This window comes from Kitasatospora sp. NPDC098663 (genome assembly GCF_044760075.1).
Lineage (GTDB): Bacteria > Actinomycetota > Actinomycetes > Streptomycetales > Streptomycetaceae > Kitasatospora.
This window is the reverse complement of the sequence record NZ_JBIWAP010000001.1, coordinates 404,381-428,997: the sequence shown is the minus strand read 5'-3', so window position 1 is coordinate 428,997 and position 24,617 is coordinate 404,381. Positions and strand designations below refer to the sequence as shown.

Sequence of the window (24,617 nt, the reverse complement as noted above, 5' to 3'; positions counted from 1 at the left end):
CGCCGACCGGCGGTTCCGGTGGTGAGCTGGTGTGAGTCGGTGCTGGGTCGACACTGGGCCGGTGCCGGACCGGCAGCGGTGCGGTTGCCGCCCGCCGCCGCCCGGAAGGCCTCTGACCTGTGCTTTTGCCGACCCAGGCATGCCTGCGGTGGTGAAGGCGACGGCATGCACTATGGTTTATCTCGACATCGAGATAACTGCCCCATAGGATATATCTCGACATCAAGATACTTGCCGAGCGGAGCTCGCCGGCGATGCGGGCAAGGTAAGCCTAAGTAAGGCTGACCTTACCACCGTGGCGGCCGGATACCGCACGAAGCACCCAGAAGGAGTCAGTCGTGTCCGCGAACAGCTTCGACGCCCGCAGCTCGCTGCAGGTGGGCGACGAGTCGTACGAGATCTTCAAGCTCTCCGCCGTCGAGGGTTCCGAGCGGCTGCCGTACAGCCTCAAGGTGCTGCTGGAGAACCTGCTCCGCACGGAGGACGGCGCGAACATCACCGCCGACCACATCCGCGCGCTCGGCAACTGGGACGCCAGCGCCCAGCCGAGCCAGGAGATCCAGTTCACGCCGGCCCGCGTGATCATGCAGGACTTCACCGGCGTGCCGTGCGTGGTCGACCTCGCCACCATGCGTGAGGCCGTCAAGGAGCTGGGCGGCGACCCGGCCAAGATCAACCCGCTGGCCCCGGCCGAGCTGGTCATCGACCACTCCGTCATCGCCGACAAGTTCGGCACCCCGGACGCCTTCGTCCAGAACGTCGAGATCGAGTACGGCCGCAACAAGGAGCGCTACCAGTTCCTGCGCTGGGGCCAGACCGCGTTCGACGAGTTCAAGGTCGTCCCGCCCGGCACCGGCATCGTCCACCAGGTGAACATCGAGCACCTGGCCCGCACCGTCATGGTCCGCGGCGGCCAGGCCTACCCGGACACCTGTGTCGGCACCGACTCGCACACCACCATGGTCAACGGCCTGGGCGTGCTGGGCTGGGGCGTCGGCGGCATCGAGGCCGAGGCCGCGATGCTGGGCCAGCCGGTCTCCATGCTGATCCCGCGCGTGGTCGGCTTCAAGCTCAACGGCCAGCTGCCGGCCGGCACCACCGCCACCGACCTGGTGCTCACCATCACCGAGATGCTGCGCAAGCACGGTGTGGTCGGCAAGTTCGTCGAGTTCTACGGCGAGGGCGTCTCCGCGATCCCGCTGGCCAACCGCGCCACCATCGGCAACATGTCGCCGGAGTTCGGCTCGACCTGCGCGATCTTCCCGATCGACGCCGAGACCATCAACTACCTCAAGCTCACCGGCCGTGACGAGCAGCAGCTCGCCCTGGTCGAGGCGTACGCCAAGGAGCAGGGCCTCTGGCACGACCCGTCGGTCGAGCCGGTCTTCTCCGAGTACCTGGAGCTGGACGTCTCCACCGTCGTCCCGTCGATCTCCGGCCCGAAGCGCCCGCAGGACCGCGTCGTCCTGGCCGAGGCCGCCACCCGGTTCGCCGAGGCGCTGCCGACGTACTCCGCCGAGGCCTCGAAGCCGACCGCCGTCACCGCCCCCGACGGGTCGACGTACGAGATCGACAACGGCGCGGTCGTGATCGCCTCGATCACCTCCTGCACCAACACCTCCAACCCCTCCGTCATGCTGGGCGCCGCCCTGCTGGCGAAGAAGGCCGTGGAGAAGGGCCTCACGGTCAAGCCGTGGGTCAAGACCACCCTGGCCCCCGGGTCCAAGGTCGTCATGGACTACTACGAGAAGGCCGGCCTGCTCCCGTACATGGAGAAGCTGGGCTTCAACCTGGTCGGCTACGGCTGCGTCACCTGCATCGGCAACTCGGGCCCGCTGCCCGAGGAGGTCTCGGCCGCCGTCAACGAGGCCGACCTGGCGGTCGTCTCGGTGCTCTCCGGCAACCGCAACTTCGAGGGCCGGATCAACCCGGACGTGAAGATGAACTACCTGGCCTCGCCGCCGCTGGTGGTCGCCTACGCCCTGGCCGGCAACATGAACATCGACATCACCCGCGACGCCCTGGGCCAGGACGCCGACGGCAACGACGTCTTCCTCGCCGACATCTGGCCGTCGGAGCAGGAGGTGGCGGACACCGTCGCCGGCTCCATCGACGAGGCGATGTTCGACAAGGGCTACCAGGACGTCTTCGCCGGTGACCACCGCTGGCAGTCGCTCCCCGTCCCGACCGGCAACACCTTCGAGTGGGACGCCGAGTCCACCTACGTCCGCAAGCCCCCGTACTTCGAGGGCATGGCCAAGACCCCGAGCCCGGTGACCGACATCGCCGGTGCCCGCGTCCTGGCCAAGCTGGGCGACTCGGTCACCACCGACCACATCTCCCCGGCCGGCAACATCAAGCCGGGCACCCCGGCGGCGCAGTACCTGACCGCCAACGGTGTCGAGAAGCGCGACTTCAACTCCTACGGCTCGCGCCGCGGCAACCACGAGGTGATGATCCGCGGCACCTTCGCCAACATCCGTCTGCGCAACCAGATCGCGCCGGGCACCGAGGGCGGCTACACCCGCGACTTCACCCAGGCCGACGGCCCGGTGTCGTTCATCTACGACGCCTCGCAGAACTACCAGGCCGCCGGCACCCCGCTGGTCGTCCTGGCCGGCAAGGAGTACGGCTCCGGCTCGTCCCGCGACTGGGCCGCCAAGGGCACCGCGCTGCTGGGCGTCAAGGCCGTCATCGCCGAGTCGTACGAGCGCATCCACCGCTCGAACCTGATCGGCATGGGCGTCCTGCCGCTGCAGTTCCCGGAGGGCCAGACCGCCGAGTCCCTCGGTCTGACCGGCGAGGAGACCTTCTCCTTCACCGGCGTGACCGAGCTCAACGAGGGCCGCACCCCGAAGACCGTCAAGGTCAAGGCCGGTGACAAGGAGTTCGACGCGGTCGTCCGCATCGACACCCCCGGTGAGGCGGACTACTACCGCAACGGCGGCATCCTGCAGTACGTGCTGCGCTCGCTCATCGGCTGAACCGAGTTCTAGTTCCGGGGGCTGAGCGCCCCGGTGGCTGAGAGGCCGGACCGCATCGCGCGGTCCGGCCTCTTTTGCATGCTGCCTCTCCTGCGCCCTGCCCCTTGTGCGGTGTGCCGCGATGGACTAAACCTCTATCCCATCTGGTCCAGACCAATTGACGCTCATTCAGAGAACAGGTCCGGTATGCCCACTCGCGCTTCAGCCCTGCTCGCCGCCGCCACCGTCGCCGCGCTGCTCGCCGCCCCCGCCACCGCCAACGCCGCCGACGGCGGGCACGGCCCGAAGCTGAAGGGCCAGCGGGTCGGCTACTTCACCCAGTGGGGCGCCGACAGCTCCGCCAAGCGCGTCCAGGACTCCGGCCAGGCCGGGAAGCTCACCGTCGTCAACTACGCCTTCGGCAACGTCTCCGCCGACGGCACCTGCTTCGAGAGCAACGACGCCGGCCAGGGCGACGCCCACAACGACTACCAGCGCGCCTTCTCCGCCGCCGACTCGGTCGACGGCGTGGCCGACGCCCCGAGCCAGAAGCTGAAGGGCCACTTCAACCAGCTGCGCAAGCTCAAGGCGAAGAACCCGCAGCTGCGCACGGTCATCTCGCTCGGCGGCTGGAGCTGGTCCAAGTACTTCTCCGACGCGGCCGCCACCGACGCCGCGCGCAAGAAGTTCGTCTCCTCCTGCATCGACCTCTACCTCAAGGGCGACGTGCCGGTCCTGCCCGGCTCCCCGGAGGGCGGCGCCGGCGCGGCCGCGGGCGTCTTCGACGGCATCGACATCGACTGGGAGTACCCGGGCGGCGGCGGGGACGCGGGCAACGTGGTCCGCCCCGAGGACGGGCGCAACTTCACCCTGCTGATGCAGGAGTTCCGGCGCCAGCTCGACGACTTCGGCAAGAAGGGCGGCAAGAAGGGCGACAAGGGTAGGCACTACCTGCTGACCGCCGCCGTCGCCGCCAACGAGACCGTCGCCGACCGGCTCGAACTGCCCGAGCTGAGCGAGTCCGTCGACTGGCTCAACCTGATGACCTACGACCTGCACGGCCCCTGGGAGGGCAAGGGCCCGGCCAACCACCAGGCCAACCTCTACTCCGACCCGGCCGACCCGGACGCCCGCCGGCGCAGCGCCGACACGGCCGTCGACCACTACCAGGAGCGCGGCCTGCCCGCCGAGCAGATCGTGCTCGGCGCCCCGCTGTACGGCCACGGCTGGACGGGCGTCGCGCCCGGCAGGCGCGGCGGCCTCTACCAGAGCGCCACCGCCACCGCCCCCGACCTCTCCTACCGGGAGGTCAACGCGCTGCCCGGCAAGGTGTACGTGGACCGCGACCACGGCGCGTCCTGGAAGTACGACGGCACCACCTTCTACAGCTACGACACCGCCGAGGTGCTCACCCAGAAGGCGCGGTACGTGCGCTGGAACGACCTGGGCGGCGTGATGGTCTGGTCGCTGGACGGCGACGACGCCCAGGGCAGTGCGATCGCCGCCCTGGACCGCGGCCTGCGCCGCGACTGACGCCCCGACGTGAAGGGGCCCGCCGTGTCCGCACGGCGGGCCCCTTCACACCTGGGTCAGGCCCGGTCGCAGGCCTGCGCCCGCAGCGCGCGGGCCAGGTCGTCGCGGCACTCCAGGACCAGGCGGCGCAGCGCCGGCGCGGCCTGCGGGTGGCCGTCCAGCCAGGCGTCGGCCTCGGCCAGGGTCTGCTCGCCGGTCTGCGCGCGCGGGAAGAAACCGCTGACGATCCGCATCGCGATCTCGATGGTCCGCTCGGCCCAGACCCGCTCCAGCAGCTTGAAGTAGGGCGCCGCGTAGAGCGCGGTCAGGTCGCGGTGGGCGGGCAGCGCGAAGCCCGCGATCTCGGCCTCGACCAGGGCGTTCGGCAGTTCGTCGGAGTCGACCACGGCCGACCAGGCGGCGGCCTTGGCCTCCGGGGTGGGCCGGGCGGCCAGGCACTGGGTGTACTGGCGCTTGCCGCTGGCGGTGTTGTCGGCGGCCAGCTCCCCGGCCAGTTCCTCGTCGCCGGCCTGGCCGGCGGCGGCCAGCGCCAGCCACAGCGACCAGCGCAGCTCCTGGTCGACCTCCAGGCCGTCGATCCGGGCGCTGCCGGCCAGCAGGCCGCGGACCAGGCCGAGGTGCTCGGCGCCGCCCGCGGTCTGGGCGAGGAAGCGGGCCCAGGCCAGCTGGTGGTCGCTGCCGGGGACGGCCTCGCGCAGTTCGCGCAGGGCGCCGTCGGCCAGCTGCCGGCCGCCCTCGCCGCGCCAGGCCGGGTCGGCGTACAGGTCGACGGCGGTCTTGGCCTGGGCGTGCAGTGACTGCAGCACGCCGATGTTGCCCTCCTGGCCGGCGAAGCGCAGCACCAGGGCGACGTAGTCGCGGGCCGGCATCAGGCCGTCCCGGGTGAGGTTCCAGACGGCGGACCAGGCGAGGGCCCGGGCGAGTTCGTCGTGGATGTCGCCGAGGCCGGTGCGCAGGGTCTGCAGGGACTCGGAGTCGAAGCGGACCTTGCAGTAGGTGAGGTCGTCGTCGTTGAGCAGCACCAGCGCGGGGCGGGGGCGGCCGGCGGCCTCGGTGACGACGGTGCGGTTGCCGGTGACGTCGAGCTCGATCCGCTCGGTGCGCACCAGGGAGCCGTCGGCGTCCCGGTCGTAGAGGCCGATCGCGATCCGGTGCGGGCGCAGTACCGCCCCGTCCTGGAGGACGGCGAGTTCGGTGATCCGGCCCTCGGCGTCGGTGGTCACCTGCGGGGTGAGCGAGTCGACCCCGGCGGTCTGCAGCCAGGCGGCGGCCCAGGCCTTGAGGTCGCGGCCGCTGGTCTCCTCCAGGACGTCCAGCAGGTCGCCGAGTTCGGTGTTGCCGAAGGCGTGGCGCTTGAAGTAGCGGCGGGCGCCCTCGAAGAAGGCCTCGGAGCCGACGTAGGCGACCAGCTGCTTGAGGACGGCGGCGCCCTTGGCGTAGGTGATGCCGTCGAAGTTGAGCTTGGCGTCCTCGAGGTCGCGGATGTCGGCGGTGATCGGGTGGGTGGTGGGGAGCTGGTCCTGCCGGTAGGCCCAGGCCTTGCGCTGGTTGGCGAAGGTGACCCAGGCGGAGGAGTACCGGGTGCGGGCGCCGATCAGGCCGTAGGAGCCCATGAAGTCGGCGAAGGACTCCTTCAGCCACAGGTCGTCCCACCAGCGCATGGTGACCAGGTCGCCGAACCACATGTGCGCCATCTCGTGCAGGATGACGTTGGCGCGGCCCTCGTAGGCGGCGTCGGTGACCTTCGAGCGGAAGACGAACTCCTCGCGGAAGGTGACGCAGCCGGGGTTCTCCATGGCGCCGATGTTGTACTCGGGGACGAACGCCTGGTCGTACTTGCCGAAGGGGTACGGGTAGTCGAACTCCTCGTGGAAGAAGTCGAGTCCGAGCTTGGTGACGCCGAGGATCTCGTCCGCGTCGAAGTACTGGGCGAGGGACTTGCGGCACATCGCGGAGAGCGGGATCTCCAGGGTGGTGCCGTCGGCGAGTTCGCGGCTGTAGTGGTCGCGGGCGACGTGGTAGGGGCCGGCCACGACGGCGGTGAGGTAGCTGGAGATCGGCTGGGTCGGCGCGAACTCCCAGGTGCGGGCGGCGCCTTCCTCGGTGACCTCGTCGTGGACGGCGTTGGACCAGACGTCCCAGGCGGCCGGGGCGGTGACGGTGAAGCGGAACGGGGCCTTCAGGTCGGGCTGTTCGAAGGTCGCGAAGACCCGGCGGGCGTCGGCCGGCTCGTAGTGGGTGTAGAGGTACGTCTCGCCGTCCACCGGGTCGGTGAAGCGGTGCAGGCCCTCGCCGGTGCGGCTGTAGGCGCAGTCCGCCTCGACGGTGAGGACGTTCTCGGCGGCGAGGCCGTCGACGTGCACCCGGGCGCCGTCGTAGGCGGTGGCCGGGTCGATCGCGCGGCCGTTGAGGGTGACGGCGTGGACGGCGGGGGCGAGCAGGTCGAGGAAGGTGTCGGCGCCGGGTCGGGAGCAGCGGAAGGTGACGGTGGTGGTGGAGCGGAAGGTGGCGGCCGCCGGATCGGGGGCGGAGGTCACGTCCAGCCGGACCTGGTAGCCCTCCACGGCCAGGATGCTGGCCCGCTGCTGCGCTTCGTCGCGGCTCAGGTTCTTGCCCGGCACGGCGGTACTCCTTTGTCCGGCTCGCACGGTGGTGCGTCTGTGGGTGGTGCGGTCTCGGCGCGCGGTGTGCCGCGCCCCGCAGGGGCATCCTTTCACGCCCTCCCTCGCCGGTACCATTGCACAGGCCGTCCCGGCGGGGCCGGAATCAGCGGCGGCGGGCGGGTGTTGACGAGTCGGGGTGGCACGCCTGCCTGCCTCGTCATCACCTCACGAAGGACGACAGCCGTGACGACTGCCGCTGAGCGCAAGACCGCCGACTTCTGGTTCGACCCGGCCTGCCCGTGGGCGTGGATGACGTCCCGCTGGCTGATCGAGGTGCAGCAGTTGCGTCCGGTGGACGTGAACTGGCACGTGATGAGCCTGTCGGTGCTGAACGAGGACCGCGACCTCCCGGAGAACTACCGCGAGCTGCTGGACAACGCCTGGGGCGCGGTGCGGGTGTGCATAGCGGCCGCCCGGGAGCACGGCGACGAGGTGCTGGGCCGGCTCTACACCGAGCTGGGCCTGCGCTTCCACAACCAGGGCCTGCCGCAGAACCGGGAGACGGTCGAGGCGGCGCTGGTGGCCGCCGGGCTTCCCGTGGGGCTGGCGGACGCGGCCGACACGGACGCGTACGACGAGGCCCTGCGCGCCTCGCACAAGGAGGGCATCACCCTGGTCGGCGAGGACGTCGGCACCCCGGTGATCGCGGTGGAGGGCGTGGACGGCGAGCGGGTCGCCTTCTTCGGCCCGGTGGTCACCCCGGCCCCGAAGGGCGAGGCCGCGGCCCGGCTCTGGGACGGCACCCTGCTGGTGGCCTCCACCCCGGGCTTCTACGAGATCAAGCGGACCCGTACGGCGGGCCCGTCCTTCGAGTAGCGCGGGGCGCGCGAAGGGCCCGGTACCGCAGCAGGCGGTACCGGGCCCTCGTGCGTGCCGGGGTCAGCGGGCTGCGGCCGCGTCCCGCCGCTGCTTGACCAGGCCGGCGGCGCTCAGCAGCGCGACCAGCACCCCGGCCGCGTACAGCTGCTGCCGGTTGCCCTCGGTGGTGGTCATCAGGGCGAGGATGCCGGTCACGGCGGCCGTCGCGATCCAGGTCAGGTACGGGTAGCCCCACATCTTCACGGTGAGCAGTTCGGGTGCCTCGCGCTCCAGCCGGCGGCGCATCCGCAGCTGGACCAGGCAGATGAACAGCCAGACCACCAGGATGGCCACGCCGGTGGTGTTCATCAGCCAGGTGAAGACGGTCTCCGGCCAGAACTTGGCGGCCAGCACGGCGCCGAAGCCGAACAGGCAGGAGGCCAGCACGGCCCGGCGCGGCACCCCGCCGGAGACCTTGGCCAGCGCCCGGGGGCCCTGGCCGCGGCCGACCAGCGAGTACGCCATCCGGGAGGCGCCGTAGATGTTGGCGTTCATCGCGGAGAGCAGCGCGATCAGCACCACCACCTCCATGATCGTCCCGGCGCCGGTCACCCCGAGGTGCCGCAGCACGGTGACGTACGGGCCGTCGGTGACCACCGCCGGGTCCTTCCAGGAGACCAGGGTGACGACCAGGGCCATCGAGCCGATGTAGAAGATCGCGATCCGCCACACCGCCGTGCGCACCGCGTTGGCGACGTTCTTGCGGGGGTCGTCGGACTCGGCGGCGGCGATGGTGACGGTCTCCAGCCCGCCGTAGGCGAAGACCGAGGCGAGCAGGCCGACGATCAGCCCGCTGACCCCGGTGGGCAGGAAGCCGCCCTGGCCGGTCAGGTTGGTCGCGCCGGGGGCGCCGGGGCCGATCACCCCGGCGACGCCGAGCCCGCCGAGGACCAGGAAGGCGACGATCGCGGCGACCTTGATGGTGGCGAACCAGAACTCGAACTCGCCGAAGTTCTTCACCGCGGTCAGGTTGCTGGCGCAGAAGAAGACCATGAACAGGCCGACCCAGACCCAGGAGGAGACGCCCGGCACCCAGCCGTTGACGATCTTCCCGGCGGCGGTGGCCTCGGCGGCGACGCCGCAGCACAGCATCACCCAGTACATCCAGCCGGCCGTGATCCCGGCCCAGGGGCCGATCTCCTTCTCGGCGTGCACCGAGAACGACCCGGAGGCGGGGCGGGCGGCCGACATCTCGCCGAGCATCCGCATGATCAGCATGACCAGCAGGCCGGAGAGGGTGAACGCCAGGATGATCGCCGGACCGGCGGCCGCGATGCCGGCGCCGGAGCCGACGAACAGGCCCGCGCCGATCACCCCGCCCAGCGCGATCATCGACAGGTGGCGCTGCTTGAGGCCGTGCGCGAGCTGCTGGCCGGTGGCCGGGGCGCCGTCGGCGTCGGTGGTCCCGGGCGCCTGGGGCGCGGGGGTGGGGGCCATAGGGCTGGATCCAGACTGTGCGGAATGCGGCATGAGCTGTCCAATATCCGGTGATACCTCTGTTCATGCCAAGAGCGGGGACCCCGGGCCCACCATGCGGACCACACGGTGACGAAACGGGTCCGACCGGTGACACAGCGTCGATATCGGGCGGAATGGGATGGTTCCGACAACGGTCGAGGGCGGGGCTTTGTCCGAAACCGTGGCGGTGGCGTAGTGGATCACCACGTAGGTTCACAGGTGTTCACTCACCTGAGCACCCCACAGGAGACCCCCGATGGCCACTGCCACCACCCCGATACCGCGCCGCGCCGTCCTCGCCGACCTGCTGCCCGCCGCCACCACCCGCCTCGGCGCCCAGGCCCGCGACCTGGCCCTGGTGGCCGGCGGCGCCGCCCTGACCGGCGTGGCCGCCCAGCTGTCGGTGAACATCCCCGGCTCGCCGGTGCCCGTCACCGGCCAGACCTTCGCCGCCCTGCTGGTCGGCACCGCGCTCGGCGCCCGCCGCGGCATCGCCTCGCTCGCCCTCTACCTGCTGGCCGGCCTGGCGGGGATGCCCTGGTTCGCCGAGGGCACCTCCGGCTGGACGATGCCCTCGCTCGGCTACGTGCTCGGCTTCGTTCTGGCGGCCGGCCTGACCGGCGAGCTGGCCCGCCGCGGCGCCGACCGGAGCCCGGTGAACACCGCCGTCACCATGGTCCTCGGCAGCCTCGCCATCTACGCGGTCGGCGTCCCGTACCTGGCCCTGTCGCTGCACGTCCCGCTCGCCCGGGCGGCCGAGCTCGGCCTCTACCCGTACCTGGTCGGCGACGCGCTGAAGGCCGTCCTCGCCGCCGGGGCCCTGCCACTGGTCTGGAAGCTCGCCGCGAAGCGGTGAGCCCCCTGCCGGGCCCGGGCGCACGCGCATGCCACACTCATGGCATGCGCGTGTACCTGGGCTCAGACCATGCCGGATACGAACTGAAGAACCACCTCGTGGAGTGGCTCAAGGAGGCCGGCCACGAGCCGGTCGACTGCGGGCCGCACATCTACGACGCCGAGGACGACTACCCGCCGTTCTGCCTGCGCGCCGCCGAGCGCACCGCCGCCGACCCGGAGGCGCTGGGCGTCGTCATCGGCGGCTCGGGCAACGGTGAGGCGATCGCCGCCAACAAGGTCAAGGGCGTGCGGGCGGCGCTGGCCTGGAGCGAGCAGACCGCCAGGCTCGGCCGCGAGCACAACAACGCCAACGTGGTCTCCGTCGGCGGCCGCATGCACACGCTGGAGGAGGCCACCAAGTTCGTCGAGGTCTTCCTCAACACCCCCTACAGCGGCGAGCCGCGGCACACCCGCCGGATCGAGATGCTGAGCGAGTACGAGACCACCGGCGAGCTCCCGCCGATCCCGGCCCACCACCCGCAGGGCTGATCCCTCCCCCCGTCCACCCCCCGTCGGCCGGCCGCACGCTCCACGCGGCCGGCCGCCGCCGTTCCCGGGCCCGTACGGCTGTGTCATCGGCCACAGGGCCGGGCGGGCCGACGCCGGTACGCGCGGGGCGCGTGCGCCGCCCGCGTGGTTCGTACGCCCAACCGGCGCACGCCTCCTGACGCCGCGCCCGCCGTCGCGGCAATCGGCCGAAACCGGCTGACGGGCCCGCGCCACGGCACACCCGCTCGCGTCCGGCCCGTCGACGCCGGGCGGTGCCCGTGGATAGGGTCGGGCCCCATGGCTGGCAGACCGCCGGGCGCACCGCCCCAGACGACTGCGACGAGGCCCGGCGCCGCCACGGCGTCCGGACCCGTGACGGCCCGGTTGCGCAGGAGGCTCCGCCGGGTCCGCCGAAGGCTGCGCACGGCCGGTGTCGACTACTTCCGCGGCGGCGCCGCCGACTGGCCGGTGCTCTGCGCGCTCGCCCTGCTCGTCCCGCTGCTGATCCTGCTCAACATCTGGATCCCCGCCTGGGCCCCGCCCACCGCGCTGGTCCTGCCGATCCTGGCCGGCGCGCTGCTGCTGCGCCCCGGCAGCCTGGTGGTGCTGTACGCGCTGGGGGCGCTCGGCCTGTCCGCCGAGTCGGTGATCCACACCGGCCAGCGGGTGGCCAGCGAGAACCCCGAGGCCTACATCTACGGCGTCACCCCGGGCGCGGCCCTGGTGGTCGGCGCCGCCGGGGTGGGCGGCCTGCTGCTGGCCCAGTTCCGGGCCCGGGTCGGCGTGCCCTGGTGGGGCGGCTCGACCATGCTGTTCGACCTGCGCGAGCGGCTGCGGGTGCAGAGCCGGGTGCCGGAGCTTCCGGACGGCTGGCACGCCGACATGGCGCTGCGCCCGGCCGGCGGGCAGTCCTTCTCCGGGGACTTCGTGGTCGCCGCCCGCACCGGCCCGGGCCAGCGGCTGCTGGAGGTGGTCCTCGCGGACGTCTCCGGCAAGGGCATGGACGCCGGCTCCCGCGCGCTGCTGCTCTCCGGCGCCTTCGGCGGCCTGGTGGGCTCGCTGCCCGCGCACGACTTCCTGCCCGCCGCCAACGGCTACCTGCTGCGTCAGTCCTGGGAGGAGGGCTTCGCGACCGCCGTCCACCTGGTGCTGGACCTGGACACCGGTGAGTACGAGCTGCTGTCGGCCGGGCACCTGCCGGGGATGCAGCGGCTGGCGGGCGCCGGGCGCTGGGAGGTCAAGGAGGCCGAGGGCCCGCTGCTCGGGATCTACGACGGCGCGAAGTTCGACGGCGTGCGCGGCCGGCTGAACCGCGGCGACGTGCTGATGCTGTGCACCGACGGCATGGTCGAGGAGCCGGGCCGGGACCTCTCCGAGGGGATGGACCGGTTGATGGGGGAGGCGGACCGGCTGGTGCCCGGCAGCGGTCCGGGCGCGGGGGCCGGCGCGGCGGCCGCGCTGATCGAGACGGTGGCCCGGGACATCAACGACGACCGCGCGGTCCTGCTGCTCTGGCGCGACTGACGCCCCCTCGGCCCGGCCGTCCGTCACCGGACGGACCGGCACATGCCGCGGGCACGTGCTGTCAAGCCGGGCAGCCGATCTTCGGCCAAATCGGCCGCCCCGTCGGCTGACCGGACCTGCGGCTTCCGTTACCCGCCCCCGGCCGCCTTCCGGCCGCTCAGCGCCGCCCCGCCGATGATTCGTCAGAACGGCTCCGCTATCGTCCCGGTCGGCGGAAACTCGTCTCGCATCGCAGGATATCGGCGTTGGGCTGACTGTCAGACCTTTACGCAATCGGCACGGTCGACCACACTGAGTCCGGGCGGGACTGTTCAGGATTCGGGGGATGGGGGGCGTCACGTGCGGCACGGCAGACAACGTTCGACCGCGCCGGGCTCCCTCGCCGGTGGTGTGCCGGTCGATCCGCGATTCCGCCTCGGGACCGTCGGACAGGCCGGGGTCCGGCTTCGCAGGTGCCGCCGGGCGGCGGCACCACGCTATGAAACGAGGAAGTGAGTCCGGGTGGCACTCTCCGTCTCCGCGCTGGTCCTGTTCGCAATCCTGTGCATCATCTTCATCCGCAACAAGCAGTTGAAGATCGCGCACGGCATCATCGCCGCCCTGTTCGGCTTCATGCTGCACGAGACCACGGTCGCGGGCTCGATCAACTCCCTGCTGGCGAACCTCGCCCACAGCATCTCGGGCATCACCGGCGGCTGACCCGGCCGGGCCGTCCGCTACCCCCGCGAGGGGATCACCGGCCGGCCCGTCTGGCCTCCCGCCAGCGAGCGAGCAGTCCCCGGGGGCGGGCCGCCGCCGGGGCGGGGGCGCGCATCGGCGGGGGTGTCGCGGCACCCGCCGCGCAGGCCTGCCCCGGCGCCGCCGAATCGGCCGTCAACAGCACGAACAGCCGCGCCCAGCACAGCCGTTCGCCCCGCGGCCAGTCCATCGCGCGCAGCGCCGCCGACGCGGCCTCCGACACCTCGCCGTCGACCCGGACCTCGGCGACGTCGTCGCCCGCCTTCCCGCCCAGGAAGAGCTTCACCCCGACCGGCCCCGGCCCGGCCAGCTGCGGCCGCAGCGCGGGCGCGAGCGCCGGCAGCACCCGGTGCTCGGCGAGCCAGCCCGCCAGGTGCTCGTTGCCGAAGCCGAACACCGCCGCCGGCCCCTGGAGGGCGTGCCAGCCCGGGAGTTCGGCGTGGTCCGCGTGGTCGGCGTGCACGCCGCGCCCGTCCGTCAGCTCGACCAGCACCGAGGCGGTGGTGGTCGCCCACATCTTCACCGCGTTGGCGAGCTTCTCCTCCTCGGTCTTGCCGAGGCCGGCCGCGCAGTCCCACACCACCGGGGCGTCCGCCCGGCCCAGGTGCAGCACGTAGCCGAGGTCGACGTGGCCGGCGCCGTCGTCCCCGGGGTGCTCGCGCACCGCCACCGCCGTCGTCCCCGGACCGCGCACCACCTCGCCGTCGGCGCTGAACTCCTGCCCGAGGCGTGCCATCTCCCGGACGACACAGCGCTGTATGACGGCCAGCCGCTCCTGGGGACGCACCGGGACTCCTCCACCTCGGAGCGCGGCGGGTGAGCTCCCGCTCGAACTGCGCTCGAACGCCGCCGAGGCTATCGGCCCGGCAGCCAGGCGGGAAACCGTCCGGCCTCCCCGGTTCTCCAGTCGCGGAAATGTCTGGAATGCACCAGTTTGGGAAGCGGAACCGCCCTGTGGCCGTCGGCCGGGGCCCTGCCGCCCGCCTGGAGAGCCCGCATGACCCGCACCGCCCCGACGCCCCCGCCGTCGCCCCTGACGGCCCCTCCGGCACCCCCTCCGCCCCTCCTGGCGGGCCCGGACGGCTCCGGCCTGGCCGCCGAGATCGAGGCCTACCTCGCCTCGCTGCCCGCCCCCGCGCGCCACCCGGTGCCGTACGTCTGCCCCCACGGCACCGCCGTGCGGCCGTGGTGCGCCGGCCACCCGGAGCCCCGGGCCACCCTGCTCGACCGGGCGCTGCGCCGCCCGGCCCGCCCGGTGCCGGTCAGCGCCGCCGACCACCTGCGGCTCGCCTCCCGCTACATCGGCGCCCACGGCTGGCTGCAGGGCGCGATGTGGGACGCGGACGGCCGGGTCTGCCTGCTCGGCGCCCAGGCCGCCGTCCTCGCGCACGGCTACGGCACCCCGGCCACCGTGCGCACCGCCCGGGTCCAGCTGATGGAGGTGCTGCACGCGACCGGCCGCCCGGCGCGTTCCCCGGACGAGTACAACGACCGCCCCGCCACCCGGGAGGCCGACGTCCACCGGCTGCTCGACCGGGCCGCGGCCCGGGCCGCCCGGCTCGGACTCTGAACCGGCCCTCGCGGGGCCGGGAGGGCCGCCCGGAAACGCCGACGGCCCCGGTGCGTGGAGACGCACCGGGGCCGGGTCGATGAGCGGGCGACGAGAATCGAACTCGCGTGACTAGTTTGGAAGACTAGGGCTCTACCATTGAGCTACGCCCGCGCGATCCCCCGGTCGTTGCCGGCCGGAAGTTCGGGAGACAGCGTACCTGGTCCGGCCGCTCCCGTGCACACCGGATTCTCCGCGCGCTCCCTCGGACCGTCCCCGAATATGTCGGCGAGCCGCCAGGGCCCGACGTGTACGCTTCCTCTCGGCACCACGGGGTGTGGCGCAGTTTGGTAGCGCGTCCGCTTTGGGAGCGGAAGGCCGTCGGTTCGAATCCGGTCACCCCGACAGTGCGGCAGGGTCTCGTCCACCGTGGCGGGGCCCTGTTCTGTTCGGGCCCGACGGTGGCGCCTGGCGTCCGCCTTTCGTGGTACCGGTAGGATGGGTCGCTGGCGGTAGTCCCTGCGGTCTCAACCCAGGTCAACCGCACGAGGGCGAGGAGTCACTCTCACCGTCCACCCCCCACGGGAGATGCAGCTCCAACCCTTCATCGCCCGTCTCGCCCGACCCACTCGCACGGCCTCGGCCGGCGGCCGGGAACGGCGGAGGCAACCTGACCGCAAGCCCATAGGAGACCTAACCGTGAAGAGCGCCGTCGAGACTCTGAACCCGACCCGGGTTCGACTCACCGTCGAGGTGCCCTTCGAGGAGCTCAAGCCCAGCCTCGACGCGGCGTACAAGAAGATCAACCAGCAGGTCACGGTTCCGGGCTTCCGCAAGGGCAAGATCCCGGCTCGCGTCATCGACCAGCGTTTCGGCCGCGGTGCCGTGCTGGAGGAGGCCGTCAACGACGCCCTGCCGCGCTTCTACACGCAGGCCGTCGACGAGGGCAAGATCGAGGTCCTCGGCCAGCCCGACATCACCAACATCGAGGGTGTCGAGAAGATCGCCGATGGCGGTGACCTGAAGTTCACCGCTGAGGTGGACATCCGTCCGGAGATCACCCTTCCGGACTTCGCCTCCATCGAGGTGACCGTCGACCCGATCGTCGTCTCCGACGAGGACATCGAGAAGTCCCTGGAGCAGCTGCGCGAGCGCTTCTCCTCGGTCAAGGACGTCGAGCGCGCCGCGGCCGCCGGCGACATCGTGGTCGTGGACCTGATCGCCAAGGTCGACGGTGAGGTGCCGGAGGACGGCACCGCCAACGGCGTCAGCTACGAGATCGGCTCGGGCCGCCTGATCGACGGCATCGACGACGCCGTGACCGGCCTGGAGGCCGGTGGCACCGCCACCTTCTCCACCGAGCTCAAGGGTGGCACCCAGGCGGGCCAGACCTCCGAGGTCACCGTCACCGTCACCGCCGTCCAGGAGAAGGAGCTGCCCGAGCTGGACGACGAGTTCGCCCAGCTGGCCAGCGAGTTCGACACCCTGGAGGCCCTGCGCGACGACTCCCGCAAGCGCCTTGAGCGCATGAAGGAGTACGACCAGGCCACCCAGGCCCAGGAGAAGGTGCTGGACGCCCTGCTCGGCCTGGTCGAGATCGAGTTCCCGGAGAAGCTCCTCAAGGACGAGGTCGAGACCCGCAAGCACAACCTGGAGCACCACCAGCTCCAGCCGATGGGCCTCGACATCGACAGCTACCTGGAGACCCAGGGCAAGACCCGCGAGGAGTGGGACGCCGAGATCGAGGAGCAGGCGAAGAAGGGCATCAAGACCCAGTTCGTCCTGGACCAGATCGTCGCCGACGAAGAGCTGGGTGTTAACCAGGAGGAGCTGACCGAGCACCTCATCCGCCGCGCCGCCGGCTCGGGTCTCACCCCGGACCAGTTCGCGCAGCAGGTCGTCCAGGGTGGCCAGGTGCCGCTGCTGGTCGGCGAGGTCGCCCGCGGCAAGGCGCTGGCCACCGTGGTCGAGGCCGCCAAGGTCGTCGACACCGAGGGCAACGAGGTCAACTTCGACGACGAGGACGAGACGGCCGAGACCGTCGAGGCCCCCGCCGCCGAGGAGACCGCCGCCGAGGAGAAGACCGAGGCCTGAGTGCCCCGGTAACCCCTGAGGTCTGCGACGGGCCCGGACGCCGTACGGTGTCCGGGCCCGTCGTCGTCCCCCGGGACGGGCCCGACCCTGCGCTCACAGCGAACAGTTCTGCGTGAGGGATTCTGCGGCCCGGCCTGCGCGTTAGGGTCCTTGGACAGCACCAATCACACCGTGATACCCGGAAGCTGTGCGACACCGTGACGGCCGTGGAGCGACCGTCCAAATCGACTGAGCAGGTGGCTAAGTGACGTTCCCGCAGATGCAGATGCCTGGCCCGATGGCGCCGCACGCCGCCTCTGGTGACGTGCTCGGCGGCCTGGGCGACCAGGTGTACAACCGGCTGCTCAACGAGCGGATCATCTTCCTCGGCCAGCAGGTCGACGACGACATCGCCAACAAGATCACCGCCCAGCTGCTGCTGCTGGCCGCGGACCCGGAAAAGGACATCTTCCTTTACATCAACTCCCCGGGCGGTTCGATCTCGGCGGGCATGGCGATCTACGACACCATGCAGTACATCAAGAACGACGTCGTCACCATCGCGATGGGCATGGCCGCCTCGATGGGCCAGTTCCTGCTGACCGCCGGCGCCAAGGGCAAGCGCTTCTCGCTGCCGAACGCCAACATCCTGATGCACCAGCCCTCCGCCGGCCTCGGCGGCTCCGCCACCGACATCCGCATCCAGGCCGAGCAGCTGCTGCGCACCAAGAAGCGGATGTCCGAGCTGATCGCCTTCCACAGCGGCCAGTCCTTCGAGCAGATCACCAGGGACTCCGACCGCGACCGTTGGTTCACGCCGGAGGAGGCCCTCGAGTACGGCCTGATCGACGCGATCATGCACAGTGCCGCGGACGTCCCCGGCGGCGGCGGCACGGGCGCCTGAGCCTCGGCCCGGCCCACGAGACCACAGCCACAACGCCCCGGAGGACAAGAACCCCCATGAACATCCCCAGCCTGTCGGCCGCCCAGGCCCGCGTCGAGGACATGCGCGCCGAGGGTCGCTACATCGTCCCGCGCTTCGTCGAGCGCACCACGCAGGGCATCCGCGAGTACGACCCGTACGCCAAGCTGTTCGAGGAGCGCATCATCTTCCTCGGCTCGCAGGTCGACGACGTCTCGGCGAACGACATCATGGCGCAGCTGCTGTGCCTGGAGTCGATGGACCCGGACCGCGAGATCCAGATGTACATCAACTCGCCCGGCGGCTCGTTCACGGCCCTGACGGCCATCTACGACACCATGCAGTACGTGAAGCCGGACATCACCACGGTCTGCATGGGCCAGGCGGCCTCCGCCGCGGCCGTGCTGCTCGCGGCCGGCACCCCTGGCAAGCGGATGGCGCTGCCGAACGCCCGCATCCTGATCCACCAGCCGTACACCGAGACGGGCCGCGGCCAGGTGTCCGACCTGGAGATCCAGGCCAAGGAGATCTTCCGGATGCGCGAGCAGCTGGAGCAGATGCTCTCCAAGCACTCCAACAAGCCGGTGGAGCAGGTGCGCGAGGACATCGAGCGCGACAAGATCCTCACCGCCGAGGAGGCCCTGGAGTACGGCCTCGTCGACCAGATCATCTCCACCCGCAAGACCTCGCTGACCTCCTGAGGCCGGCACCCTCCGAGACGGGGCGCGCATTCCGCGTGCGCGCCCCGCTCCGGTTCGTCGGCGGCCTCCGCAACGGCATCTGTTCGGTATCAATTCGCCCAGGGCGTAGGGCAGACCCGGCGAAGAGGACGGAATCAGGGGCCCGGCAGAGTACCGTCGGATAGCGAGACCGATCGCCGTCGGCGTTGACGGTCCACAGCACCAGGCCCCGGAACCCCTGCGGGGCCCCTGGCGAAGGGGAAGCACCTCGTGGCACGCATCGGAGACGGTGGCGACCTGCTCAAGTGCTCGTTCTGCGGCAAGTCGCAGAAGCAGGTGAAGAAGCTGATCGCCGGCCCAGGCGTGTACATCTGCGACGAGTGCATCGACCTGTGCAACGAGATCATCGAGGAGGAACTCGCCGAGACCTCCGAGGTGCGCTTCGAGGAGCTGCCGAAGCCGCGGGAGATCTACGAGTTCCTGGACCAGTACGTGGTCGGCCAGGACCTCGCCAAGAAGGCGCTGTCGGTGGCGGTCTACAACCACTACAAGCGTGTCCAGGCCGGCGAGGCGGGCCGCAGCGGCGGCAACGGCCGCGAGGACGCCATCGAGCTGGCCAAGTCCAACATCCTGCTGCTGGGCCCCACCGGCTCCGGCAAGACGCTGCTGGCGCAGACCCTGGCCCGGATGCTCAACGTGCCGTTCGCGATCGCGGACGCCACCGCGCTGACCGAGGCCGGGTACGTCGGCGAGGACGTCGAGAACATCCTGCTCAAGCTGATCCAGGCGGCCGACTACGACGTCAAGAAGGCCGAGACCGGGATCATCTACATCGACGAGATCGACAAGGTCGCGCGCAAGAGCGAGAACCCGTCGATCACCCGGGACGTCTCCGGCGAGGGCGTGCAGCAGGCGCTGCTGAAGATCCTGGAGGGCACCACCGCCTCGGTGCCGCCGCAGGGCGGGCGCAAGCACCCGCACCAGGAGTTCATCCAGATCGACACCACCAACGTGCTGTTCATCGTCGGCGGCGCGTTCGCCGGCCTGGAGCGGATCATCGAGGGCCGGGCCGGCGCCAAGGGCATCGGCTTCGGCGCCAACATCCGCTCCAAGCGGGAGTCGGACGCCAGCGACCACTTCCGTCAGGTGATGCCCGAGGACCTGGTGAAGTTCGGCATGATCCCCGAGTTCATCGGCCGGCTGCCGGTGATCACCAGCGTGCACAACCTGGACCGCGAGGCGCTCCTGCAGATCCTCACCGAGCCGAAGAACGCGCTGGTCAAGCAGTACCGCAAGCTCTTCGAACTGGACGGCGTGGAGCTGGAGTTCTCCCGGGACGCGCTGGAGGCGATCGCCGACCAGGCGATCCTGCGCGGCACCGGCGCGCGCGGTCTGCGGGCCATCATGGAGGAGGTGCTGATGTCCGTGATGTACGAGGTGCCCTCGCGTCAGGACGTCGCCCGCGTGGTCGTCACCGGGGACGTGGTCTCCAAGCACGCCATCCCCACCCTCGTCCCGCGCGACATGATCAAGCGCGAGCGGCGCGAGAAGAGCGCCTGACCCGCGCCCGCCGTATCCGAAAGGGCCCCGCACCGACCGGTGCGGGGCCCTTCGGCGTTTCCCGGTGCCCGGAGGGTCACCGGCGGTTCCCGGTGGACTACTTGGGGACCTCGGCGACCGCGCGCAGGTCGCGGGTGTCGGCGGCGAGCTTGTCCAGGTCCGGCTTGGTGCTCGGGTCGGCCACCGTCATGACCATCACCAGGCCGCTGCTGTCGGCCCAGGAGCAGATGCCCATCGTGGTCCCGGCCTCGCCCTCGCCGCCGGTGACCACGGCGCACTCCATCGCGCCGCCCTTGGGGCCGGCGTCCACCACGTGCCGGTCGCTGAGCTTGCGACCGGTGGAGGCCATGCCCTGGAACGCCTGGTTCAGTTCCTGCTTCGGCGCCAGGACCTTGCCGTAGCCCCCGAACACGACCAGCTGCGGGTCCGACTGCGCGTTCTGGTAGAGGGCGCCCACCCCGGTGGGGTTCCAGTTGCCGTCGCCCTTGCCGAAGCTGGAGGTGAGCCCCTTCTCCAGGGTGTCGGCGACCTGGGGGTCGTCGCTCTGGCGCAGGTCCTTGAACGTGGCCGGCAGGACGATCTTCTGGGTGCCCGCGCTGCTGGCGACGTCGTAGACGAAGTAGGCGAGCGTGCCGCCGCCCAGCAGCACGAAGGCGCCGACCACGCCGAGCACGGTCCAGAGCGTCCTGCGGGACTTGCGCGGCGGCACCGGCGGGTAGGCGCCGTACCCCGGGTAGGCACCTGGGTAGGCACCCGGCTCGCCGACCGGCGGGTAACCGGGCGGCGGGCTCTGCGGCGGGATGCCGCCGTAGCCCGGCGGGGCCGGCGGGGGCGGCGGAGCGTCGTGTCCCGGCTGCGGCGGGGGGCCGTAGGGGTTCTGCTCGGTCACGCGAGGCCTCTCTGATGGCGATGCCCGGGTGCCGCCCGGCGCGGCCGGCGGCGGCGGGGACGTGGTGGTGACGTGTGGTGGCGCGGCGGGGCGGTGCCCGGGTTACTTGGCGACGACCATGGCGTCGCGGATCGCCCGGGTCCTGTCCGCGGCCTGGGCCGGGGTGAGGCCCTGGACGCCGCCGGTCAGACTGATCTTGCTGAAGGTGATCCGGCCGGTGGTGGACTTGTCCGCCCACACGCAGACCGTGGGCCCGGCCTTGCCCGCGATGACGCCGGCCACACCGCAGGCGAGCTTCGCCGAGGAGCTGTGGCCGTCCTGCGCCGGGAAGTCCGTCAGCGGCGTGGACCAGGTCAGCCCGCCGGTGTCCTTCCTCGAGTCGTCGATGATCTGGCCGGGGTCGTTGAGCTCGCCGTAGACGCCGACCACGGAGAGCGTGTCGAGGGCGTCGGAGCCCTTGCTGTAGCTGGCCGCCAGCACGTTGAGGTTCTTGCCGAACTTCGCCGCCTCGGGCTTGGCCGGGTCGACGGCCTCCTCCTTGGCCGACTTCTGGGTGTAGCCGTCCGGCAGCGACTGCGGCGCGGAGATCCTGTACCGGCCGCCCTGGTCGTCGCCGAGGAACGTCCACGCGGCGAAACCGCCGCCGCCCAGCACCAGCGCGCCCACGACCAGGCCGACCACCAGGCCGGTCCGGCCCTTCTTCGGCGGCGGCGGGTAGCCCGGCTGGCCGTACGGGGCCTGCGGCGGGTAGCCGTACGGGGGCTGCGGGGCGCCGTACGGCTGCTGCGGGGCACCGTAGGGCGGCTGGGGAGCGCCGTAGGGCTGGCCGTCCTGCGGCGGGTAGCCGTACTGGGGCGGCTGCTGCGGGGCGCCGTAGGGCGGCGGTGGCTGCGGCGGGCCGTACGGGGGCTGGCCCCCGTACGGCCCAGGCTGTCCCTGCGGTTGTCCCTGCGGATACTGCTGGCCCTGGCCGTACATCTGCGTCCGCGCTCCCCCGCCGCACCCGCGGCCTGTCGTCGTGTCGTCCCGGGGTCCGTGCGGACACCGGACGAGTGCCCGGGAACGGTACCGTACGGGTGTCCGCCCCCGAGCCGATCGGGCGGGTCGCGTCCGCGCGGGGAAAGCGGTTCGTAACACGTGCCCGCGGTTACGTAAACTGTGCGTCGTGACCGACACGACGAACCAGCACCCCGTGAGCACCTTTGCCGGGGACGAAGCAGCAACTCTCCCGACGACCTACACCCCCGCGGACGTAGAGGGCGAGCTGTACGAGCGCTGGGTAGAGCGTGGCTACTTCACCGCGGACGCCAAGAGCGACAAGCCCCCGTTCACCATCGTCATCCCCCCGCCGAACGTGACCGGCAGCCTGCACCTGGGCCACGCCTTCGAGCACACGCTGATCGACGCGCTGGTCCGCCGCAAGCGGATGCAGGGCTACGAGGCGCTGTGGCAGCCCGGAATGGACCACGCCGGCATCGCCACCCAGAACGTGGTCGAGCGCGAGCTCGCCAAGGAGGGCAAGTCCCGCCACGACCTGGGCCGGGAGGCCTTCGTCGAGCGCGTCTGGAAGTGGAAGGCGGAGTCCGGCGGCCAGATCTCCGGCCAGATGCGCCGCCTGGGCGACGGTGTGGACTGGTCCCGCGAGCGATTCACCATGGACGAGGGCCTGTCCCAGGCCGTCCAGACCATCTTCAAGAAGCTCTTCGACGACGAGCTGATCTACCGGGCCGAGCGCATCATCAACTGGTGCCCGCGCTGCCTGACCGCCATCTCGGACATCGAGGTGGAGTACCAGGACGACGACGGCGAGCTGGTCTCGATCCGCTACGGCGAGGGCGACGCCTCGATCGTCGTCGCCACCACCCGCGCCGAGACGATGCTGGGCGACACCGCGGTCGCCGTCCACCCGGACGACGAGCGCTACCGCCACCTGGTCGGCACCGAGATCGAGCTGCCGCTGACCGGCCGTCGGATCCCGGTGGTCGCCGACGCCCACGTCGACCCGGAGTTCGGCACCGGCGCCGTCAAGGTGACGCCCGCGCACGACCCGAACGACTTCGAGATCGGCCAGCGGCACGGCCTGCCCTCGGTCGCCGTCATGGACGAGCACGCGGTCATCACCGTGCACGGCCCGTTCCTCGGCCTGGACCGGCTGGAGGCCCGCTCGGCGATCGTCGCCGCGCTGCGCGCCGACGGCCGGATCGTCGCCGAGAAGCGCCCGTACGTCCACTCGGTCGGCCACTGCTCGCGCTGCAAGACCACCATCGAGCCGCGGCTGTCCATGCAGTGGTGGGTCAAGGTCGGCCCGCTCGCGAAGGCCGCCGGCGACGCGGTCCGCGACGGCAGGGTCAAGATCCACCCGCAGGAGATGGAGAAGCGCTACTTCGACTGGGTCGACAACCTGCACGACTGGTGCATCTCGCGCCAGCTGTGGTGGGGCCACCGCATCCCGGTCTGGTACGGCCCGAACGGCGAGGTCGTCTGCGTCGGCCCGGACGAGCAGCCGCCCACCGGCGAGGGCTGGCACCAGGACAACGACGTCCTGGACACCTGGTTCTCCTCCGGACTGTGGCCGTTCTCCACGCTCGGCTGGCCGGAGCAGACCGAGAGCCTGGCGAAGTTCTACCCGAACTCCGTCCTGGTCACCGGCTACGACATCCTGTTCTTCTGGGTCGCCCGGATGATGATGTTCGGCCTCTACGCGATGGACGGCACCCCGCCGTTCCACACCATCGCGCTGCACGGCATGGTCCGTGACCAGAACGGCAAGAAGATGTCGAAGTCCTTCGGCAACGTGGTCAACCCGCTGGACTGGATGGACAAGTACGGTTCGGACGCGCTGCGCTTCACGCTGGCGCGCGGTGCCAACCCGGGCGTCGACGTGCCGATCGGCGAGGACTGGGTCCAGGCGGCCCGCAACTTCGCCAACAAGATCTGGAACGCCACCCGCTTCGCGCTGATGAACGGCGCCACCGTCGAGGGCCCGCTGCCCGCGCCGGAGGAGCTGACCGCGACCGACCGCTGGATCCTGTCGCGCCTGAACAGCACCGTCGCCGAGGTGGACGCGCTGTACGAGGACTACCAGTTCTCCAAGCTGTCCGAGGCGCTGTACCACTTCGCCTGGGACGAGGTCTTCGACTGGTACGTCGAGCTGTCCAAGACCACCCTGGCCAAGGGCGGCCCGCAGGCCGACGCCGCGCGCCGGGTGCTCGGCGAGGTCCTGGACGTCACGCTGCGGCTGCTGCACCCGATCGTGCCCTTCGTCACCGACACCCTGTGGACCACGCTCACCGGCGCCGAGTCGCTGGTCATCGCCGACTGGCCGACGGACAGCGGTTACCGCGACGCCGAGGCCGAGGCCGAGATCGCCACGCTGCAGCAGGTGGTCACCGAGGTCCGCCGGTTCCGCTCGGACCAGGGCCTCAAGCCGGGCCAGCGCGTCCCGGCGAAGCTGGAGCTGGACGGCACCGTGCTGGCCGTCCACGAGGACGCGATCCGCTCGCTGCTGCGGCTGACCGTCCCCGAGGAGGGCTTCGCGGCCACCGCCTCGCTCCCGGTCGCCGGGGCCACCGTCGCGCTCGACCTCTCCGGCACCATCGACGTCGCGGCGGAGCGCAAGCGCCTCGCCAAGGACCTCGCGGCCGCCGAGAAGGAGAAGGCGCAGACCACGGCCAAGCTCGGCAACGAGGCGTTCCTCGCCAAGGCGCCGGACGAGGTGGTCGCCAAGATCCGGGGCCGTCAGGAGGCCGCCGAGGCCGACATCGCCCGGATCACCGCCCAGCTCGCGGCGCTGCCGCAGGGCTGAGCCCGCACCGGTCCGT

General features: G+C 71.4%; 18 protein-coding genes and 2 tRNA genes. 14 read left to right on the top strand and 6 right to left on the bottom strand.

Features of this window, described 5'->3' with window-relative positions; genetic code table 11:
* Nucleotides 1–338 precede the first annotated feature (338 nt).
* Complete coding sequence (gene acnA, locus ACIQVZ_RS01930) at nt 339–2,984, top strand: aconitate hydratase AcnA (RefSeq protein WP_350886180.1); 2,646 nt, start codon at nt 339–341, stop codon at nt 2,982–2,984.
* Between the two features lie 186 nt (nt 2,985–3,170).
* Nucleotides 3,171–4,496 carry a glycoside hydrolase family 18 protein gene (locus tag ACIQVZ_RS01925; protein ID WP_402446331.1) on the top strand — a complete coding sequence of 442 codons (1,326 nt, stop codon included), beginning with the start codon at nt 3,171–3,173 and terminating at the stop codon, nt 4,494–4,496.
* A 56-nt stretch (nt 4,497–4,552) separates the two neighbouring features.
* On the opposite strand, the gene pepN is transcribed toward ACIQVZ_RS01925, so the two are convergent.
* Nucleotides 4,553–7,117 (bottom strand): aminopeptidase N, encoded by a 2,565-nt coding sequence (gene pepN, locus ACIQVZ_RS01920; RefSeq protein WP_350886176.1) that lies wholly within the window; start codon nt 7,115–7,117, stop codon nt 4,553–4,555.
* A 225-nt stretch (nt 7,118–7,342) separates the two neighbouring features.
* Here pepN and ACIQVZ_RS01915 point away from each other — a divergent pair, with 225 nt between their 5' ends.
* Nucleotides 7,343–7,975 (top strand): disulfide bond formation protein DsbA, encoded by a 633-nt coding sequence (locus ACIQVZ_RS01915; RefSeq protein ID WP_402446327.1) that lies wholly within the window; start codon nt 7,343–7,345, stop codon nt 7,973–7,975.
* A gap of 63 nt (nt 7,976–8,038) precedes the next feature.
* Here the strand turns inward: ACIQVZ_RS01915 and ACIQVZ_RS01910 are convergent, their stop codons facing one another.
* Nucleotides 8,039–9,454 carry an amino acid permease gene (locus tag ACIQVZ_RS01910; protein WP_402446325.1) on the bottom strand — a complete coding sequence of 472 codons (1,416 nt, stop codon included), beginning with the start codon at nt 9,452–9,454 and terminating at the stop codon, nt 8,039–8,041.
* A gap of 277 nt (nt 9,455–9,731) precedes the next feature.
* Here ACIQVZ_RS01910 and ACIQVZ_RS01905 point away from each other — a divergent pair, with 277 nt between their 5' ends.
* The 4 genes from ACIQVZ_RS01905 to ACIQVZ_RS01890 all read left to right on the top strand — a co-directional run bounded on the left by ACIQVZ_RS01905 (nt 9,732) and on the right by ACIQVZ_RS01890 (nt 13,084).
* Nucleotides 9,732–10,331, top strand: coding sequence for a biotin transporter BioY (locus ACIQVZ_RS01905; RefSeq protein WP_350886174.1), 600 nt, complete (start codon nt 9,732–9,734; stop codon nt 10,329–10,331).
* A 44-nt stretch (nt 10,332–10,375) separates the two neighbouring features.
* Nucleotides 10,376–10,861 carry a ribose-5-phosphate isomerase gene (locus ACIQVZ_RS01900; RefSeq protein WP_402446322.1) on the top strand — a complete coding sequence of 162 codons (486 nt, stop codon included), beginning with the start codon at nt 10,376–10,378 and terminating at the stop codon, nt 10,859–10,861.
* A 384-nt stretch (nt 10,862–11,245) separates the two neighbouring features.
* On the top strand, nt 11,246–12,385 hold the full coding sequence (locus ACIQVZ_RS01895) for a PP2C family protein-serine/threonine phosphatase (RefSeq protein WP_402446319.1): 1,140 nt from the start codon (nt 11,246–11,248) through the stop codon (nt 12,383–12,385).
* 501 nt (nt 12,386–12,886) lie between these two features.
* Nucleotides 12,887–13,084, top strand: a complete 198-nt coding sequence (locus tag ACIQVZ_RS01890; RefSeq protein ID WP_063347574.1) for a hypothetical protein — start codon at nt 12,887–12,889, stop codon at nt 13,082–13,084.
* 34 nt (nt 13,085–13,118) lie between these two features.
* On the opposite strand, the gene ACIQVZ_RS01885 is transcribed toward ACIQVZ_RS01890, so the two are convergent.
* On the bottom strand, nt 13,119–13,910 hold the full coding sequence (locus ACIQVZ_RS01885) for a DUF6348 family protein (protein WP_350886170.1): 792 nt from the start codon (nt 13,908–13,910) through the stop codon (nt 13,119–13,121).
* 210 nt (nt 13,911–14,120) lie between these two features.
* On the opposite strand from ACIQVZ_RS01885, the gene ACIQVZ_RS01880 reads away from it, so the two are divergent.
* Nucleotides 14,121–14,693, top strand: coding sequence for a hypothetical protein (locus ACIQVZ_RS01880; protein WP_402446315.1), 573 nt, complete (start codon nt 14,121–14,123; stop codon nt 14,691–14,693).
* Between the two features lie 82 nt (nt 14,694–14,775).
* On the opposite strand, the gene ACIQVZ_RS01875 is transcribed toward ACIQVZ_RS01880, so the two are convergent.
* A tRNA-Gly gene (locus ACIQVZ_RS01875) sits at nt 14,776–14,846 on the bottom strand.
* A 157-nt stretch (nt 14,847–15,003) separates the two neighbouring features.
* Here ACIQVZ_RS01875 and ACIQVZ_RS01870 point away from each other — a divergent pair.
* From ACIQVZ_RS01870 to clpX, 5 genes are all read left to right on the top strand, one after another.
* Nucleotides 15,004–15,077 (top strand) — tRNA-Pro (locus ACIQVZ_RS01870).
* A 294-nt stretch (nt 15,078–15,371) separates the two neighbouring features.
* A complete protein-coding gene (gene tig / locus ACIQVZ_RS01865; RefSeq protein ID WP_350886166.1) occupies nt 15,372–16,766 on the top strand; it encodes a trigger factor in 1,395 nt (464 codons plus the stop codon).
* 265 nt (nt 16,767–17,031) lie between these two features.
* Entirely contained in the window at nt 17,032–17,649 is a 618-nt protein-coding gene (locus tag ACIQVZ_RS01860; protein WP_360211667.1) for an ATP-dependent Clp protease proteolytic subunit, read from the top strand.
* A 56-nt stretch (nt 17,650–17,705) separates the two neighbouring features.
* On the top strand, nt 17,706–18,368 hold the full coding sequence (locus ACIQVZ_RS01855) for an ATP-dependent Clp protease proteolytic subunit (RefSeq protein WP_350886164.1): 663 nt from the start codon (nt 17,706–17,708) through the stop codon (nt 18,366–18,368).
* A gap of 249 nt (nt 18,369–18,617) precedes the next feature.
* The gene (clpX, locus tag ACIQVZ_RS01850) at nt 18,618–19,907 is read left to right on the top strand and encodes an ATP-dependent Clp protease ATP-binding subunit ClpX (RefSeq protein ID WP_063347569.1); all 1,290 of its coding nucleotides are present in this window, start codon (nt 18,618–18,620) and stop codon (nt 19,905–19,907) included.
* A gap of 97 nt (nt 19,908–20,004) precedes the next feature.
* Here the strand turns inward: clpX and ACIQVZ_RS01845 are convergent, their stop codons facing one another.
* Nucleotides 20,005–20,796 (bottom strand): hypothetical protein, encoded by a 792-nt coding sequence (locus ACIQVZ_RS01845; protein ID WP_402446310.1) that lies wholly within the window; start codon nt 20,794–20,796, stop codon nt 20,005–20,007.
* Nucleotides 20,797–20,898: 102 nt separating this feature from the next.
* Nucleotides 20,899–21,774 (bottom strand): hypothetical protein, encoded by an 876-nt coding sequence (locus ACIQVZ_RS01840; RefSeq protein ID WP_402446308.1) that lies wholly within the window; start codon nt 21,772–21,774, stop codon nt 20,899–20,901.
* 214 nt (nt 21,775–21,988) lie between these two features.
* Here ACIQVZ_RS01840 and ACIQVZ_RS01835 point away from each other — a divergent pair, with 214 nt between their 5' ends.
* The gene (locus ACIQVZ_RS01835; RefSeq protein WP_402446390.1) at nt 21,989–24,601 is read left to right on the top strand and encodes a valine--tRNA ligase; all 2,613 of its coding nucleotides are present in this window, start codon (nt 21,989–21,991) and stop codon (nt 24,599–24,601) included.
* Nucleotides 24,602–24,617: the final 16 nt, after the last annotated feature.